The 15,346-nt window shown below is 68.9% G+C and carries 18 protein-coding genes; 8 read left to right on the top strand and 10 right to left on the bottom strand.

The window, feature by feature from the left end; genetic code table 11:
* Positions 1–98: 98 nt before the first annotated feature.
* Entirely contained in the window at positions 99–941 is an 843-nt protein-coding gene (locus BLU79_RS49310) for a hypothetical protein (RefSeq protein ID WP_256333530.1), read from the top strand.
* Here BLU79_RS49310 and BLU79_RS32130 read toward each other — a convergent pair whose 3' ends face one another.
* On the bottom strand, positions 942–1,547 hold the full coding sequence (locus BLU79_RS32130) for a LysE family translocator (protein ID WP_093909481.1): 606 nt from the start codon (positions 1,545–1,547) through the stop codon (positions 942–944). It lies immediately after the preceding gene.
* 187 nt (positions 1,548–1,734) lie between these two features.
* On the opposite strand from BLU79_RS32130, the gene BLU79_RS32125 reads away from it, so the two are divergent.
* A complete protein-coding gene (locus tag BLU79_RS32125) occupies positions 1,735–2,841 on the top strand; it encodes an endonuclease/exonuclease/phosphatase family protein (protein ID WP_093909480.1) in 1,107 nt (368 codons plus the stop codon).
* A 46-nt stretch (positions 2,842–2,887) separates the two neighbouring features.
* On the opposite strand, the gene BLU79_RS32120 is transcribed toward BLU79_RS32125, so the two are convergent.
* Both BLU79_RS32120 and BLU79_RS32115 read right to left on the bottom strand, forming a co-directional pair.
* On the bottom strand, positions 2,888–3,802 hold the full coding sequence (locus BLU79_RS32120; RefSeq protein ID WP_093909479.1) for a DUF4394 domain-containing protein: 915 nt from the start codon (positions 3,800–3,802) through the stop codon (positions 2,888–2,890).
* Between the two features lie 186 nt (positions 3,803–3,988).
* The gene (locus BLU79_RS32115; RefSeq protein WP_093909478.1) at positions 3,989–5,371 is read right to left on the bottom strand and encodes a glycine--tRNA ligase; all 1,383 of its coding nucleotides are present in this window, start codon (positions 5,369–5,371) and stop codon (positions 3,989–3,991) included.
* A gap of 175 nt (positions 5,372–5,546) precedes the next feature.
* On the opposite strand from BLU79_RS32115, the gene BLU79_RS32110 reads away from it, so the two are divergent.
* From BLU79_RS32110 to BLU79_RS32095, 4 genes are read left to right on the top strand one after another with little or no spacing between them, the layout of a single operon-like run.
* Positions 5,547–6,509 carry a metal ABC transporter solute-binding protein, Zn/Mn family gene (locus BLU79_RS32110; RefSeq protein WP_093909477.1) on the top strand — a complete coding sequence of 321 codons (963 nt, stop codon included), beginning with the start codon at positions 5,547–5,549 and terminating at the stop codon, positions 6,507–6,509.
* A gap of 36 nt (positions 6,510–6,545) precedes the next feature.
* The gene (locus BLU79_RS32105) at positions 6,546–7,313 is read left to right on the top strand and encodes a metal ABC transporter ATP-binding protein (RefSeq protein ID WP_093909476.1); all 768 of its coding nucleotides are present in this window, start codon (positions 6,546–6,548) and stop codon (positions 7,311–7,313) included.
* Positions 7,313–8,215 carry a metal ABC transporter permease gene (locus tag BLU79_RS32100; RefSeq protein WP_093909475.1) on the top strand — a complete coding sequence of 301 codons (903 nt, stop codon included), beginning with the start codon at positions 7,313–7,315 and terminating at the stop codon, positions 8,213–8,215. The genes BLU79_RS32105 and BLU79_RS32100 overlap by 1 nt, the downstream gene beginning before the upstream one ends.
* Before the next feature lie 59 nt (positions 8,216–8,274).
* Positions 8,275–8,685, top strand: coding sequence for a Fur family transcriptional regulator (locus BLU79_RS32095; RefSeq protein ID WP_093909474.1), 411 nt, complete (start codon positions 8,275–8,277; stop codon positions 8,683–8,685).
* Between the two features lie 306 nt (positions 8,686–8,991).
* On the opposite strand, the gene BLU79_RS32090 is transcribed toward BLU79_RS32095, so the two are convergent.
* From BLU79_RS32090 to BLU79_RS49305, 5 genes are read right to left on the bottom strand one after another with little or no spacing between them, the layout of a single operon-like run.
* On the bottom strand, positions 8,992–9,516 hold the full coding sequence (locus BLU79_RS32090; RefSeq protein WP_093909473.1) for a YcxB family protein: 525 nt from the start codon (positions 9,514–9,516) through the stop codon (positions 8,992–8,994).
* 44 nt (positions 9,517–9,560) lie between these two features.
* The gene (locus BLU79_RS32085; RefSeq protein ID WP_093909472.1) at positions 9,561–10,400 is read right to left on the bottom strand and encodes an isoprenyl transferase; all 840 of its coding nucleotides are present in this window, start codon (positions 10,398–10,400) and stop codon (positions 9,561–9,563) included.
* A 33-nt stretch (positions 10,401–10,433) separates the two neighbouring features.
* On the bottom strand, positions 10,434–11,180 hold the full coding sequence (gene recO / locus BLU79_RS32080) for a DNA repair protein RecO (RefSeq protein WP_093909471.1): 747 nt from the start codon (positions 11,178–11,180) through the stop codon (positions 10,434–10,436).
* A gap of 26 nt (positions 11,181–11,206) precedes the next feature.
* Entirely contained in the window at positions 11,207–11,827 is a 621-nt protein-coding gene (locus BLU79_RS32075; protein ID WP_093909470.1) for a DUF1266 domain-containing protein, read from the bottom strand.
* Positions 11,828–11,857: 30 nt separating this feature from the next.
* Positions 11,858–12,073 (bottom strand): hypothetical protein, encoded by a 216-nt coding sequence (locus BLU79_RS49305; RefSeq protein ID WP_093909469.1) that lies wholly within the window; start codon positions 12,071–12,073, stop codon positions 11,858–11,860.
* 328 nt (positions 12,074–12,401) lie between these two features.
* Between BLU79_RS49305 and BLU79_RS32060 the strand changes: the two genes are divergently transcribed.
* Together BLU79_RS32060 and BLU79_RS32055 are read left to right on the top strand one after the other, a co-directional pair.
* Entirely contained in the window at positions 12,402–13,235 is an 834-nt protein-coding gene (locus BLU79_RS32060; RefSeq protein ID WP_093909576.1) for a helix-turn-helix domain-containing protein, read from the top strand.
* Positions 13,217–13,414, top strand: a complete 198-nt coding sequence (locus BLU79_RS32055; protein ID WP_093909467.1) for a DUF397 domain-containing protein — start codon at positions 13,217–13,219, stop codon at positions 13,412–13,414. Before BLU79_RS32060 ends, BLU79_RS32055 begins: the two co-directional genes overlap by 19 nt.
* On the opposite strand, the gene BLU79_RS32050 is transcribed toward BLU79_RS32055, so the two are convergent.
* Both BLU79_RS32050 and BLU79_RS32045 read right to left on the bottom strand, forming a co-directional pair.
* Positions 13,398–14,270, bottom strand: a complete 873-nt coding sequence (locus tag BLU79_RS32050; protein WP_256333529.1) for a DUF6879 family protein — start codon at positions 14,268–14,270, stop codon at positions 13,398–13,400. The genes BLU79_RS32055 and BLU79_RS32050 overlap by 17 nt on opposite strands.
* Positions 14,271–14,373: 103 nt before the next feature.
* Positions 14,374–15,345, bottom strand: a complete 972-nt coding sequence (locus BLU79_RS32045) for an SCO2521 family protein (protein ID WP_093909465.1) — start codon at positions 15,343–15,345, stop codon at positions 14,374–14,376.
* Position 15,346: the final 1 nt, after the last annotated feature.

Genomic DNA, 15,346 nt, shown 5'->3' with positions numbered 1-15,346 from the left:
GGGGTGAGCGGAGGTCGGCGGCCGTCAGTCGGGGGGGCAGGCGGCCGCTCGCCGAAATGGCCGCGACGCCGACCGCGCGCCCGTGCAACCCTGCCCCCGTGATCGACACGACACCCCACGACAACGACGCCTTTGGCCCCTACACCCGGGAGGCCCTGGCCCGGCTCGTGCTCAGCCGGGCCGCCGCCGACCTCGCCCGGATCGCGGGCACGTTGGTGGTCACCCGCAACGACGCCGACACCGGCCTCGGCGGCCGGGCGAGCGAGGCCCGGCAGCTGGTGGAGCACGCCGGAGAGCTGCTGGCGCGGGCGGTCGTGTTCGAGCGGGAGCGGGGCGCTTCGTGGGAGGACATCGCCCAGTACCTCGACCTGGACCCGCAGGCGGCCGAGCAACGGTACGCAGCCGAACTCGCCCACTGGAGCCAGGCGTTGACGGAACCCTGCCTGTTCGACGAGGCCCGCCGCAGGTACGTGCGGCGACTGCCGCTCGCCGCGCAGGACCCGGACTGCACCCGTCGCGAGCTCGATCTCTGGGCGCACTTCCACGTCACCATCAGGGACCTGTACGCGGTCGGCGCCGGGCTACGGATGACCGATCCGACGCGGCAGGAGACGTACCCGGAGACCGAGCCGGACGAGATGAGAGGCACTGTCCGGAAGGAGTCCGATCTCGGCACCTTCCTCGGACTCCTCTCCGGCTACATCAACTACCCCTTCGACGACACCGACTGGGAGACGGTGGAGATCGGCCTCGAATCGACGGACGACGAGGACCCGGAGGCCTGGTACTCCTACCCCCTGATCGGCCCCGTCCACTCCCTGGAGGTCCGCGCCGCGCGGGACGTCGAAGACGGCGACATGATCTCGGTGGCCATCAAGGGCGCCACCGCGGCCGACCTGCGCCTGCGCATCGACACCCTCTTCGCCGCCTTCGCCTGCTGATCACGTCGACGCCAGCTTCGCCCCCAGCGCCACGAACGCCCCCGCGAAGGTCCGCCGCAGCCACGTCATCACCCGGGGCCGGGAGGTGACATGACTGCGGACGGAGGCGGCGAGCACGCCGTACGCCGCGAAGACCACGAACGTCATCGCCATGAACACCCCACTCAGCGCCAGCATGCGCGGCAGGGCGTTCGCCGCGCCCGGGTCCACGAACTGCGGGAGAAAGGCGAAGAAGAACATCGTCAACTTCGGATTGAGGACGTTGATCAGCACGCCCCGCACGATCACCCGCCCCGAGGAGAGCGGCGCGGCACCCTCGTTCACCGCGATGGCGTCCTTGTCCCTGAGCATGGCCCACGCCATGTACAGCAGATAGGCGACACCGGCGTACTTGAGGATCTGGAACGCGGTCGCACTCGCGTGCAACAGCGCGGCCAGGCCGGTGACGGTGGCCAGCATGTGCGGCACGATCCCGAGCGTGCAGGAGAAGGCGGCGACGACACTCGCCCGGCGGCCGCGGGAGAGGCCTGCCGCGAGGGTGTAGACGACGCCGGTGCCGGGGGTGGCGACGACGACGAGGGTGGTCAGCAAAAACGCGAGGCTCATGCGGCCCACGCTGTCGCCGTCCCGGTCCGGGGAACAGGGCCAATCGCGCGCCGGGCAAGGGGACCAATCACCGCTCCGTTCGACACGGTTGCGCAGCGGTCCGAGAATCGAAGTGTCGGCGAGCAGCCCCTGGTGGCGCCTGCCCCCGGCCGCGCGGATGCACCTGCGCCACCGCAGAGGAGGCGCCATGACAATCCGTATCGCCACCTTCAACGCGGAGAACCTCTTCCACCGCCCCAGGGTCTTCGCCCTCGATGACGACGCCGCGCGCGACAAGATCCTTGCCGACTTCAACGAACTGGTCGCCCTCCTCGAAAAGGACACCTACCAGCAGACGGACAAGGACCGGATCGCCGAGCTGATCAAGGAGCACCAGGTCCACAACTCGGAGAAGGACAGCCCAAGGCCGTTCTTCATCAACCAACTCAAGGGATCGGGCGCCAAGCTCTTCCAGGCAGACGGCCCCGTGGACAACCCCACCATCGTGATCCAGGCCGACGGCCGCGGGAAGTGGCCGGGCTGGGTGGAACTCGTCCGTGGCGATCTCAGCTGGACGGCCGTGCAGAACACCGCGCGAGTGGTCGCGGAGGTCAACGCCGACGTGCTGCTCGTGGTGGAGGTCGAGGACCGTCCCACCCTGGAGCGCTTCAACGAGCACGTCCTGGGCGAGGCGTTGGGGCATCAGCCCTACCCGTTCAACCTGCTCGTCGACGGCAACGATCCCCGCGGCATCGACGTCGGAATCTTCAGCCGTCATCCGATCACGTCCGTGCGCTCGCACATCTTCGACCCCGGACAGGGCGGCAGGCGGCTGTTCAGCCGGGACTGCCCCGAGTTCGAGACAGCCGTCAACGGGACGCCCGTGTGGATTCTGGGCAACCACTTCAAGAGCAAGATCGGCGGTGGCGGGGGGCTGCGCAAGCGCCAGGCCGAGCGGGTGCGGGAGATCTACGAGGCCGCGCTCCAGCGCTCCGAGCGCGTGGTGGTCGCCGGGGACCTCAACGACTTCATGGCCAGCACCCCGGTCAAGATACTGCTGGACGCGGGCCTGAAGGACGCGATGACCCACCCCGGCTACACGGGAGACCCGGGCACGCACGGTCCGGGCACGGGCGACGACGACAAGCTCGACTACCTCATGTTCTCGCCGAAGCTGTGGGACCGCGTCGAGCATGTGGAGGTGGAGCGCCGCGGCATCTGGGCACCCAGGACGTTCAAGTCGTTCCAGACCGTGAAGTCGAAGGCGACACAGGCTTCCGACCACGCCGCCGTCTACGCCGACCTGGACCTGTAGACGCCGTCCCCGCACCCCACCCGAGGGGTGCGGGGAACAGCCGGCCTCAGCCCTGCCGCAGCGGCATCGCCAGATCCACCACCTGACGCCCCTGCGGGAACGAGCCGAGCGAAGTCGCCCTGCCCGTCAGCAGGTTGACCCGATAGGCCCGCGAACCGGTAACCGCATAGCCCGTGTTCGTCCCCGCGTTCGCCGAGCTGTAGATGTCGAAGCCCGAGTCGCGCGGAACGTCCACGCCCGTCCTGCCGGTCGGGGCGAGGTTGCCCGCGTTGGCCGGGGACTGGACGGCGATCTGGTCCTGGGCCGTGTCGAGGTCGAACAGGGTCGTGGCCGTCGTCGCGTCGAGGTCGTTGTTCGTGTACGCCGCCCCCGTCACGCCCGTCGCCGTCGCACCCGTCGTCGCGGGCGGCACCGGCGGGTTGGTGAGGGTGCCGTCGACGGCCGTCGTGCCCGCGGCGGGGGCGCCCGCCGGGTCGTCGATGTTGTGGCGGAGGTTCTGGCCGGTGTCGCTGATGACGCGCAGCCGGTTGACGGCCGGGTTGAAGTCGACGCCGAAGCCGGTGCCCTGCAGGGCGACGCTCAGCTGCGAGACCTTGGTGGCCTTGGCGCCGATCTCGCGGATCGTGTAGACGCCGCCCTTGTCTCCGACGCCGTACAGCCTGTTGTTCTGCACCCGGTAGTCGATGCCGACGAGCTTGCTGTCGCCCTTGAGGCCGCTCACCTTGCCGAGCGGCAGGACGACACCGGGTCGGTCGGCGCGGAAGCGGACGAGGCGCTGGTCGGCGGTCAGGCCGACGGCGACGAGCCGGTTGCCGGATGCCTGCGGCAGCCCGGCCGCTGTGCCGCCGGACTGGGTGGAGATCGCCGGAGAGGACCCGCTGTTGTCCTTCGCGGCGACGAGGCCGACGGTCCCGACGGCCAGGGCGAGCGTGGTCACGCCGATGACTGCTTGCTTGCGCATGGTGCCCCCGTAAGAGACGCGTGGCCCCCTGCGGGCCGCGCATGCCTCCCCTTCGGAGCCGTATGCGCCCTGGATGGGCGAAACCCCGGTTTCGTTACGTCTGTTACGTCCGTAACGAAACCGGGGTTTTCAGCAGATTCCGCAAACTCTGCAGATCCCTCAGATCCCGCAGATCCCGCAGATCCCTCAGGCGCCGATCAGCCGGCTGGCGAGGTACCCCTCGATCTGGTCCAGCGACACCCGCTCCTGCTTCATCGAGTCACGCTCGCGCACAGTCACCGCGTTGTCGTCCAGGGTGTCGAAGTCGACCGTCACGCAGTACGGCGTGCCGATCTCGTCCTGGCGCCGGTAGCGGCGGCCGATCGCGCCCGCGTCGTCGAACTCGATGTTCCAGTTCTGGCGGAGCGCCTGGGCGAGGCCCTTGGCCTTCGGGGACAGCTCGGGGTTGCGGGAGAGCGGGAGCACCGCGACCTTCACCGGGGCCAGACGGTGGTCGAGGCGCAGCACCGTGCGCTTCTCCATCTTGCCCTTGGCGTTGGGCGCCTCGTCCTCGACGTACGCGTCGAGCAGGAACGCCAGCATCGCGCGGCCGACACCGGCCGCCGGCTCGATGACGTACGGCGTCCAGCGCTCGCCGGCCTCCTGGTCGAAGTAGGAGAGGTCCTGGCCGGAGGCCTTCGAGTGCGCGCCCAGGTCGTAGTCCGTCCGGTTCGCGACGCCCTCCAGCTCGCCCCACTCGTTGCCGCCGAACTGGAAGCGGTACTCGATGTCAGCGGTGCGCTTGGAGTAGTGGGAGAGCTTCTCCTTGGGGTGCTCGTACCACCGCATGTTCTCCTCGCGCAGGCCCAGGCCGGTGTACCAGTTCCAGCGCTGCTCCATCCAGTACTCCTGCCACGTCTCGTCCTCGCCCGGCTTGACGAAGAACTCCATCTCCATCTGCTCGAACTCGCGGGTGCGGAAGATGAAGTTGCCGGGCGTGATCTCGTTGCGGAAGGACTTGCCCATCTGCGCGATGCCGAACGGCGGCTTGCGGCGCGAAGTGGTCTGCACCTGGGCGAAGTTGGTGAAGATACCCTGCGCGGTCTCCGGGCGGAGGTACGCGATCGAGCCGGAGTCCTGGGTCGGGCCGAGGTGGGTGGAGAGAAGACCCGAGAACTGCTTGGGCTCGGTGAACTGGCCCTTGTTGCCGCAGTTCGGGCAGTTGAGGTCGGCGAGGCCGTTCTCCGGGAGGTGGCCCTTCTTCGCCTCGTAGGCCTCCTCAAGGTGGTCCGCGCGGAACCGCTTGTGACAGGAGGTGCACTCGGTGAGCGGGTCCGTGAAAGTGGCGACGTGGCCGGAGGCGACCCAGACCTCGGGGGCCAGGATCACGGACGAGTCGATACCGACCACGTCCTCGCGCGACGTCACCATGTAGCGCCACCACTGGCGCTTCAGGTTCTCCTTGAGCTCGACACCCAGCGGCCCGTAGTCCCAGGCGGCGCGCTGGCCGCCGTAGATCTCACTGCAGGGGAATACGAAGCCACGGCGCTTGCTCAGGCTGACGATGGTGTCGATCTTGTCGGCGGCCACGGTGCTCTCTTCATTACGACGACGGGCGACGAAGCGAGGCGCTTCACAGCGAATGCTTCAGGGTACCGGCGGGGGCTGGCCCTCAACCAAATCGGTTCCCCTCCGAGGTAGCGCTCCGTGGACGGCCGCTCACGTTTGTTGACAATGGTTTCCATATTTGCTGAAAATGAGTGTCATGAACGTACGTCGACACCACATATCCGGGGTTGCCCTCGCGGCCGTCACCGCCCTCGGGCTGGGCACCCTGTCCGCATGCTCCTCGGACAGCGCGGCCGCCGGCAACACGGAGAAGTTCGACGTCGTCGCGTCGTTCTACCCCATGGCCTTCCTCGCCGAGCAGATAGGCGGCGACCATGTGAAGGTCACCAGTCTGACCGAGCCCGGCCAGGAGCCGCACGACCTGGAGGTCAGCGCGCAGCAGCGGGCACAGATCGAGGAGTCCGACGCGGCGCTGTACCTCAAGGGTCTCCAGCCGGCCGTCGACGAGGCCGTGACGCAGTCCGGCACCAAGACGAAGATCGACGCCGCCTCGCTGACCGAGCTGGAGGACCACGGCAGCCTTGAGGACAGCCACGGGCACGAGGGCGAGGAGGCGCACTCCGAGGAGGAGGGGCACGCCCTCGACCCGCACGTCTGGCTCGACCCGGTGAAGTACGCGGAGGTCGCCAAGGGCGTCGGCGCGGCCTTCGAGAAGGCCGACCCGGACCACGCGGCCGACTACAAGAAGAACACCGCAGCGCTGGTCAAGAGGCTCGACGGCCTCAACACGCAGTTCGCGGACGGCCTGAAGAACACCAAGACCAAGGTCTTCTTCACCAACCACGCCGCCTTCACCTACCTCGCCGAGCGCTACGGCCTGACCATGGAGGCCATCTCCGGTCTCGACCCGGAGAGCGAGCCCAGCCCGGCCCGGATCAAGGAACTCCAGCAGGAGGCCAAGGCCGACGGCGTGACCACCGTGTTCTACGAGACACTGGTGTCCGACAAGACCGCGAAGACCCTCGCCGACGACGCCGGCCTGAAGACGGACGTGCTCGATCCGCTGGAGGGCATCACCGACAAGTCCAAGGGCGACGACTACTTCACGGTCATGGAGGCCAACCTCGCGGCCCTGAAGACCGCCCTGGGCGCCAAATGACCAGCCCACGCACATGATCGACCTACGGAGGACGGCATGACCGAGCCCGTCATTTCGCTGCGCGACGTCCGCGCCGAGCTGGGCTCACGCCCCGTCCTGCGGGGCATCGACCTCACCGTGCACCGCGGTGAGGTCGTCGCGCTGCTCGGCGCCAACGGCTCCGGCAAGTCGACCGCCGTGCGCAGCGTGATCGGCCAGGTGCCGGTCAGCGCCGGCGAGATCGAGCTGTTCGGCACCCCGCGGGCGCGGTTCCGCGACTGGGCGAGGGTGGGCTACGTCCCGCAGCGCACGACGGCGGCGGGCGGGGTGCCGGCCACGGTGACGGAGATCGTCTCGTCCGGCCGCCTGTCCCGCACCCGCTTCGGTCTCTTCCGCAAGGCCGACCACGCGGCCGTACGGCGTGCCCTGGAGCTCGTCGGCATGACCGACCGCGCCAAGGACTCCGTGAACGCCCTCTCCGGCGGCCAGCACCAGCGCGTCCTCATCGCCCGTGCCCTGGCCTCCGACCCCGAACTGCTGATCATGGACGAGCCGATGGCGGGCGTGGACCTGGCCAGCCAGGAGGTGCTGGCGCGGACGCTCAGGGAGCAGGTCGCGGCCGGTGCGACGGTCCTCCTCGTGTTGCACGAACTCGGCCCCCTGGAGCCCTTGATCGACCGGGCGGTCGTCCTGCGCGACGGCTGCGTCCTGCACGACGGCCCGCCCCCGAAGGCCGTCGGCCAGCACGCGCTGCCCGGCCACGACCACGTACACCCGCACGCGGCTCACGACGCCGAACCGATCCGGACGGGACTGCTGAGCTGATGGACTTCCTGAACTACGACTTCATGCAGCGGGCGCTGCTCGCCGCCGTCCTGGTCGGCATCACGGCACCCGCCGTGGGCATTTACCTGGTCCAGCGCCGCCAGGCCCTGATGGGCGACGGAATCGGCCATGTCGCGATGACGGGTGTCGGCCTGGGCTTCCTGCTCTCCTGGTCCCCGGTGTGGATGGCGACGCTGGTCTCCGTCCTCGGCGCGGTGCTCATGGAGCTGATCCGCTGGTACGGCCGCACCCGCGGCGACATCGCCCTCGCGATGCTCTTCTACGGCGGTATGGCCGGCGGCGTGATGTTCATCAACCTCGCGCCGACGGGCTCCAACGCCAACCTGACGTCGTACCTGTTCGGTTCTTTGTCGACGGTGAGCGAGTCGGACGTGACGGCGATCGTTCTGCTCGCCGCGTTCGTGGTGTTGGTCACCCTCGGTCTGCGCCGCCAGCTGTTCGCGGTGAGCCAGGACGAGGAGTTCGCGAGGGTCACCGGGCTTCCGGTGCGCGTGCTGAACCTGCTGACGGCGATCACGGCGGCGGTGACGGTGACGGTCGCGATGCGGGTGGTCGGGCTGTTGCTGGTCAGCGCGCTGATGGTGGTGCCGGTCGCGGCGGCCCAGCAGTTGAGCCGCAGCTTCGCGGCGACGTTCGCGATCGCCGTCGCGATCGGCATCACGGTGACGATCGGCGGCACGGTCACCTCGTACTACCAGGACGTCCCGCCCGGCGCGACGATCGTCCTGCTGACCATCGGCGCGTTCATCGCGCTGACGGCGCTGGCGGCCCCGCTGGCCCGTCGCAGGGCCCGAGCCCTGGCCGCGGCACAGCCCGCCGGCGACCCGGCGGAGTGTGCGATTCCGGCCAGCAGGGAATCCGACGGCAAGGTCGGCGTCTGACCGCTGTGGGTCCGGGCTGGCACAATGGCCCGGCAAGTGCAGACGTGAGGAGGCAACCGGTGACGACCGCTGGACCGCCCGTGAAGGGCCGCGCGACCCGGCAGCGGGCAGCCGTGGCGGCGGCCCTTGACGAGGTCGACGAGTTCCGCAGTGCGCAGGACCTGCACGACATGCTCAAGCACAAGGGCGACTCGGTCGGACTGACCACGGTCTACCGCACCCTGCAGTCCCTCGCCGACGCCGGCGAGGTCGACGTGCTGCGCACCTCCGACGGCGAGTCGGTCTACCGCCGCTGCTCGACCGGCGAACACCACCACCACCTCGTCTGCCGCGTCTGCGGCAAGGCCGTCGAGGTCGAGGGCCCCGCGGTGGAGAAGTGGGCGGACGCGATCGCGGCGGAGCACGGGTTCGTGAACGTGGCGCACACGGTGGAGATCTTCGGCACGTGTGCGGAGTGCGCCGCGGGTTGAGCCGGATTCGGTGCGGTGCGTGGGGGTTCGCGTCCCTGGGGGCTGCCGCCCCCGGACCCCCGCTTCGGCCCTGAAGGGGCCTCGTCCTCAAACGCCGGACGGGCTGAAATGCCGGGCCTGGCGTCTGAGAGGCGGCGGCCGAAATTCCAGCACTCGCCCCATCCAGCCCGTCCGGCGTTTGAGGACGAGGCCGTTCAGGCCGATCGGGGGGCCAGGGGGCAGAGCCCCCTGGCGGGGTCGAAGGGGCGGAGCCCCTTCAAGGACGGGACGGGTAGGGGCGGCGGGGGCGAAACCGGTGGCGGTCGGTCACGCGCGGGGCAGGTGCTGGTCCAGTAGCCCGCGTAGGCGGTCGACGTCCGCCGGGTCCGCGGCGCCGCGCTTGGGGATGACCTCCAGGACCAGGATGTTCGGGTCGCGGCTGAGGAGCACCATGTGCTCACGGGTCTCGCGGTAGCCACGAAACATCGACCAGCGCTGCACCAGCGTGGCGTGCTCGGTCTCGGCCCTGATCCCGGCGTCGGTCACGGTGGTGCGGTACCCGCCCTGCCAGGAGACGATCCGGAACACATGGTTGGCCTGGATGCGGGGCATGCCCCAGATCGCGACCGCCGTCAACAGGAAGATCGCGACCGACAGCACGGCCTTCGCCCCGCCGGTTGCGAGAAACAGGGCGTATCCGGCGAACAGCGAGGTGAGCGCCCACCTCAGCAGCGCCAGCCTTCGTATGCGGTCGCGTACCTGGATGCCCCGCAGGATGTCGGTTCGGGTCGGCCGGTAGGCCAGCTCGACGGAGTCCGCGTCCTGAATGATGTCCCGCCCCTGGTGAACCATGGGCGGAACCCTAGCGCTCGACTCCGCCTCGCACGCCCCCCGGCTCAGGCCTCGTCCTGCCTGCCCTCCATCGCCAGCAGCTCCTCATTCGGGATCGCCCCACCGAACCGCCGGTCCCGCGAAGCGAACTCCACGCACGCGCGCCACAGGTCACGCCGGTCGAAGTCCGGCCACAGCACATCCTGGAAGACCATCTCGGCGTAAGCGCTCTGCCAGAGAAGGTAGTTGGAGGTGCGCTGCTCGCCGCTCGGGCGCAGGAACAGGTCCACGTCGGGCATGTCCGGGTAGTACATGTACTTGGCGAAGGTCTTCTCATTGACCTTGGACGGATCCAGCCGCCCCGCCTTCACGTCCTCCGCGAGGGCCTGCGCCGCGTCCGCGATCTCCGCACGCCCGCCGTAGTTCATGCAGAAGTACAACGTCAGCTTGTCGTTGTCCTTGGTCTGCTCCTGGGCGATCTGGAGCTCCTTGGCGACGGACTTCCACAGCTTCGGCATCCGCCCGACCCACCGCACCCTGATCCCCAGCGCGTCGAGCTGGTCCCGGGTCTTGCGGATGAAGTCGCGGTTGAAGTTCATCAGGAAGCGCACCTCGTCCGGCGACCGCTTCCAGTTCTCGGTGGAGAACGCGTACAGCGAGATCGCCCCCACGCCCATCTCGACCGCGCCCTGAAGCACGTCCAGCACCCGCTCGGCACCGACCTTGTGCCCCTCGGTGCGCGGCAGCCCCCGCTCCTTCGCCCAGCGGCCGTTCCCATCCATCACGATCGCCACATGCTTCGGAATCAGCTCGCCGGGGAGCTTCGGCGCGCGGGCACCGGACGGGTGCGGCTCCGGCGCCTGATACCCACGTCGCCGGCGCCCCAGGATCCCGCTTACCACCATGTGCTTCTCGTCTCCTCTTCCGGCTCTTCCGGCTTACTTCTCTACGTAACGAAGCGAACGCAGCCCGCGTTCCAGATGCCAGTGCAGATACGCGGACACCAACCCGCTGCCCTCCCGGACATACCGCGCCTCGCAGGCGTCCGCGGTCTCCCAGTCTCCCGTAAGCAGCGCACCCAGCAGTTCCAGCGTCTGCGGCGACGGTACGACGCTACCGGGCACCCGGCAGTCGACACAGACCGAGCCCCCGGAGGCGACCGAGAAGAAGCGGTTCGGTCCGGGCATGCCGCACTTCGCACAGTCGCTGAAAGTGGGGGCGTAGCCATTGACGGCGAGCGACCGCAGCAGGAAGGCGTCGAGAACAAGGTGCGGCTCGTGCTCACCGCGCGCGAGCGTCCGGAGCGCACCCACCAGCAGCAGGTACTGCTGCACCGCCGGCTCGCCCTCATGATCCGTGAACCGCTCGGCGGTCTCCAGCATGGCCGTCCCGGCGGTGTACCGCGCGTAGTCGGTCACGATCCCGCCGCCGTACGGCGCGATGGTCTCGCTCTGGGTGCAGAGCGGCAGCCCGCGCCCGATCAGCTCGCTCCCCCGCGCGAAGAACTGCACGTCGACATGGGAGAAGGGCTCCAGCCGGGCACCGAACTTGGACTTCGTACGCCGCACACCCCGGGCCACGGCCCGCACGCGCCCGTGACCGCGCGTGAGCAGGGTGATGATCCGGTCCGCCTCGCCGAGCTTCTGGGTGCGCAGCACGATGCCGTCGTCGCGGAACAGACTCATGGGCTCATTCTCGCGTACGGCAGGAGTCAGCGGGTGCGGTCGGGGTGGCTTATGGCGTCCCAGGGGGCCATGTTCCATGGGCTGGCGCGGTTCGCCGGGTCCAGGAGGGTCCTCAGGTGCTCGTCCGCGACCGCCTGCGGAGCCGGGAAACCGGAGTCCTCCGTCCCCTGCAGCCCCTCCCGCCACACCCGCCGCCCGAGCAGATAGTGATCGGCGTACTCGCCCCACGAGCTGTACGTCCCCACCACCGTCGGCACGATGTTCTTCAGCGCCGTCCAGGCGTCGGACTCGTCGATCAGCCCGCCGGCGAAGCCACGGCGGGTGATGTCGACGTACAGGGCGGCGTCCCAGGCGAGCGGCGCGACGCCGGTGACGCGGTACGCCCGCGCCCGGTAGCCGCTGCGGGACAGCCCGTCGAGCCGGCCGACCAGTTGCTCACGCGAGGTGATCTCCCACTGCTCGGCCAACCAGCGCCGGGCGGCGTCCCCGTCGATCCGCGTGAACGGATACAGCGTGGTGCGCGAGGCGTCCCGGTCCCGGCTCACCGGCGCGCTCAGCGACACCATCCACAGCTGGTGCACGGTGAGCGGCACGGGGTACCTGCGGGACGCCTTCGCGCCGCGTCTCCTCCATCTCCACAAGGCCATGCCGCCGCACCCTATGCGCACGCCCCTACGTCAAGGAACCTCACCCCGGCTGCGTGCGTTGGCGTAAGCGGTCGCCGCGCGGAGCCGCTCGGCGGGCGTGGCGTTGCGTACGGCCCCCGGGTCGGCGTCCCACTCCTTCCCGCCCCCGTACGGTCTCAGCTGGACATAGGGCCCCTCATGCCCCATCACCACGCCGATCCGACCCGAACGAGTGTCGACGACGTACGATCCGATCGGCGGCTTCATCGCAGTACCGCCGCCAGCCGCTGTGCGGTCTCGACGGAACACCGCCCCAATTCCACGAGCGGGCAAGGTGCTTCACGCGCGAGACTCGCCGGGTCGAGCCGGAGTGTCGGGAGCGTAATTCCTGCCTTCTGCAGCACCGCCCGCAATTCCTTCACTGTTTCCTCCGCTTCTTCGACGCAGCGCGCCGAGTGTCGTGCCGTCACTGAACTCCCCTCCTATTCGGGTTTCACTCTTTGCACTTCCATGGTGACCTGCGCCGCCTACACTCGGCAGGAGTATGTGCCCCAAATGGGCACTACAAGTGCAGGGCAGCACAAGGGGGTTGGCCATGGCCAACGGTTCGCGTCAGGCGGCCTGGGAGTTCTTCGGCGCGGAGTTGAAGCGACGGAGGGAGGACGCCGGCATGACCCAGGTGGAGTTAGGAGCGCGGGTATTCGTCTCCGGCGGATACATCGGCCAGTTCGAACAAGCGATTCGGAAACCGCAGCTTGATGTCGCGCAGCGGATTGACGAGACACTGCAAACCGACGGTATTTTCGAACGGCTTTGGCGGAAGCTCATCAAAGAGCAGCCGTATACGGAGTACTTCGCGCATGCGGCGGAGCTGGAACGGTTGGCGACAGAGATCTCCGAGTACGCGCCGATGGTGATCCCGGGACTTCTCCAGACGCCGGAGTACGCACGAGCAGTCTTCCTGGCGAGCAATCCGCTCGCCGCCGATGCGTACATCGAGGAGTTGGTCCGGGGGCGCATGGACCGGGCCCAGGTCCTCAAGGACGCTACACGGCCCGTGTATTGGGCGGTCCTGCACGAGGCAGCCCTGCGCATCCCGGTCGGCAACCCGGCGGTCATGGCACGTCAGCTGGACCACATCGCGGCGTTGATGCGGGAGCGCAAGGCGCTTGTCCAGGTGCTGCCGAACGCGGCTGGGGCGCACCCGGAGATGGGCAAGATGATGTGGCTCCTGGACTTCGACGACGCACCTCCAACTGTCTATACAGAAGGCGTGCGTTCGGGGAGTTTGCTGGACGACCCGGCGGTGGTGAAGCGAGTCCGGGCGTCTTACGATCTCCTCAGGGCCGCCGCGCTGTCCCCGGAGGCGTCCCTGGCCCTGATCGAGTCGGCAGCAGAGGACTACAGACGATGCGCGAGTACGACCTGAGCAACGCTCGCTGGCGCAAGAGCAGCTACAGCGGAGGCAGCGGCGGGGAAGCCTGCATCGAGATCACGTACGACTTCCCCGGCGTCGTCCCCGTCCGGGACAGCAAGCTCGCCGCCGCCAGCCCCGTACTCCTCATCCCCGCCCCCGCCTGGAGCGGTTTCCTCACGTCTCTGCGGTGACCCGCGGAGCGGCCTGCTGGCGCTCCGCCTCCGACCACAGCTCGGTGAACTGGGTGATGTGGTCCTCGATATGGTCCGGCTCGGCGTTCAGCAGTGTGCTGTCCGGGTTGTTCTCCTGGTCCGGCTTGGTCTCGTGGCAGAGTTCGCCGTCGAAGACGATGAAGTCGCTCACTCTGGGGTTCGACTCCATCAGCGACCGCACCGCGATACGCGCGTCGATACCCCGCCGCCGATGCGCGTCGCACAGCGCCCTGAGCTCCGGTGTGACCTCGTCCTCGGTCCGCACGATGAACAGGCGCCGGATCTCCACGCCCCGCCGCTTGATCGCCTTCTCCTGCGCGGCGAGGTAGCGCTCGGCGGGCCCGCTGGACCAGAACTCGCGGTCCACCGAGGTGCTGGTGGCGTCGAGGGTCATCTTGACGCAGTCGGTGATGTCGATCAGCCACTCGTGGTTCTCGCCGGGGCAGTCCGCGCTGCCGCTGCCGAGGCCTTCCATCATCTTGGCGAGGCGGCCCAGCTCCTTCTCGGCGAAGGCCTGCATGATGTCGCCGCCCTGCTCACGGACCTTGGTGTAGCCGAGGACCAGCCGGGTCACCTCGTCGGAGCGGAGCACCGAACCGTCCACCTGGCTGAACAGGGTCGTCGCGGCGAGGATCTCGTTGAAGCGGGTGTCGACCTTCTCGAACCGCTCGCCGAAGTCGATGAGGAACTGCACGATCAGCGCCGCGCTGCCGATGACGATGGACGCCGTCCACTGCCAGATGTTCCCGTCGTTCTCGCTCAGCAGGCTGGTCAGCAGGAAGGTCCCGCCCGCCGCCCCGGCGGTGAACAGGATCCGCCAGAACATCTTGGGCATGCGTGGCTCCTGGCGCGGTCCCTGTCCTCCGTTGTTCCCTGTTCCTAATGGCGCTCCGTTCATTTCTCATCCCCCGTCTGTATGTGGTTAGGGTTGCTGTCCCTCAGCGCGCGCTGAGCGCCTGGTTCGGCGCGGCCACGGCCTGGAGGGCCAGTCGGTCTCTGATGCGGCGGCTCAGGTTCTCCCACTGTCGGGAGAACCCCGGTTTCTCTTCCAGTACGTCCCACAGGTGACCCAGCGCGGGGTCCACATGCGCCCGCGGCATCCACAGATGCAGCAGGTGAACCACGACCGGATGGAGCGCCTCCACGACCGAAGGCCCGTCCGCCGTGCCGAGACGGCTGTTGTCAAGCATGTGCTGAACACTCGTCAAAAGCCAGTCGTGCAGGGCGAGATCCTCGCAGATACCGGCTGCCGATGCGGCTGGGATGTGCTCCGGCAGCCGTAGTTCCATGGTCCGCAGTCCGCCCTCGGCCACGGTGAAGTTCACCAGGGACGCCCGCTCGCCCTCCGGTTCGCGCCGGGCCACCCAACGCAGCCTGGTGGGGCTGGACTTGAACGGCACCCTGCGGTCCAGGAGCGGGTGGCGGCGGAGTTGGGAGAGCAGGCCCTCCGCGATCATCCCGAGGTCCAGCTCACCGCGCCCCGCACCGCGCAACACGCCCTCCGCGGCGGCCTGTTGGGGCAGCTTGCCGAACGGTTCGACCAGGCCGGGGCGGACCAGGTACTGGCCCCAGGGGCGCCGGGTGTCGGGCCCGGCGGCCGGGAGGCTGAAGTACGCGGTCGACTGGAGCAGCCGGCCCTCGGTCAGCGCCACGCGGGCGGCCACCGTACCGACGCCCCGGACCTTGCTGCCGTTGGCGGTGGGCAGCCGGCAGTCCACGCCGGTCAGGATCTCCGGGGAGAGGACGTGCATGGTGGGCCGTTCGGAGACCCGGACGGGTACGTCGGCACGGAGCTTGAGCAGCTGGGCGGCGGCCCGGCCGTCCAGTGCCTGGAAGGACGGGAGAAGACAGGTGCGTACCTCGCCACAGGCGAGGACCGAGCGTGCGGGCTGTCCGGGGGCCGCCGTCATC

It is taken from the genome of Streptomyces sp. cf386 (assembly GCF_900103585.1).
Lineage (GTDB): Bacteria > Actinomycetota > Actinomycetes > Streptomycetales > Streptomycetaceae > Streptomyces.
Note: the sequence above shows the minus strand (reverse complement) of the source record. Positions and strands in the feature narration are given on the sequence as shown.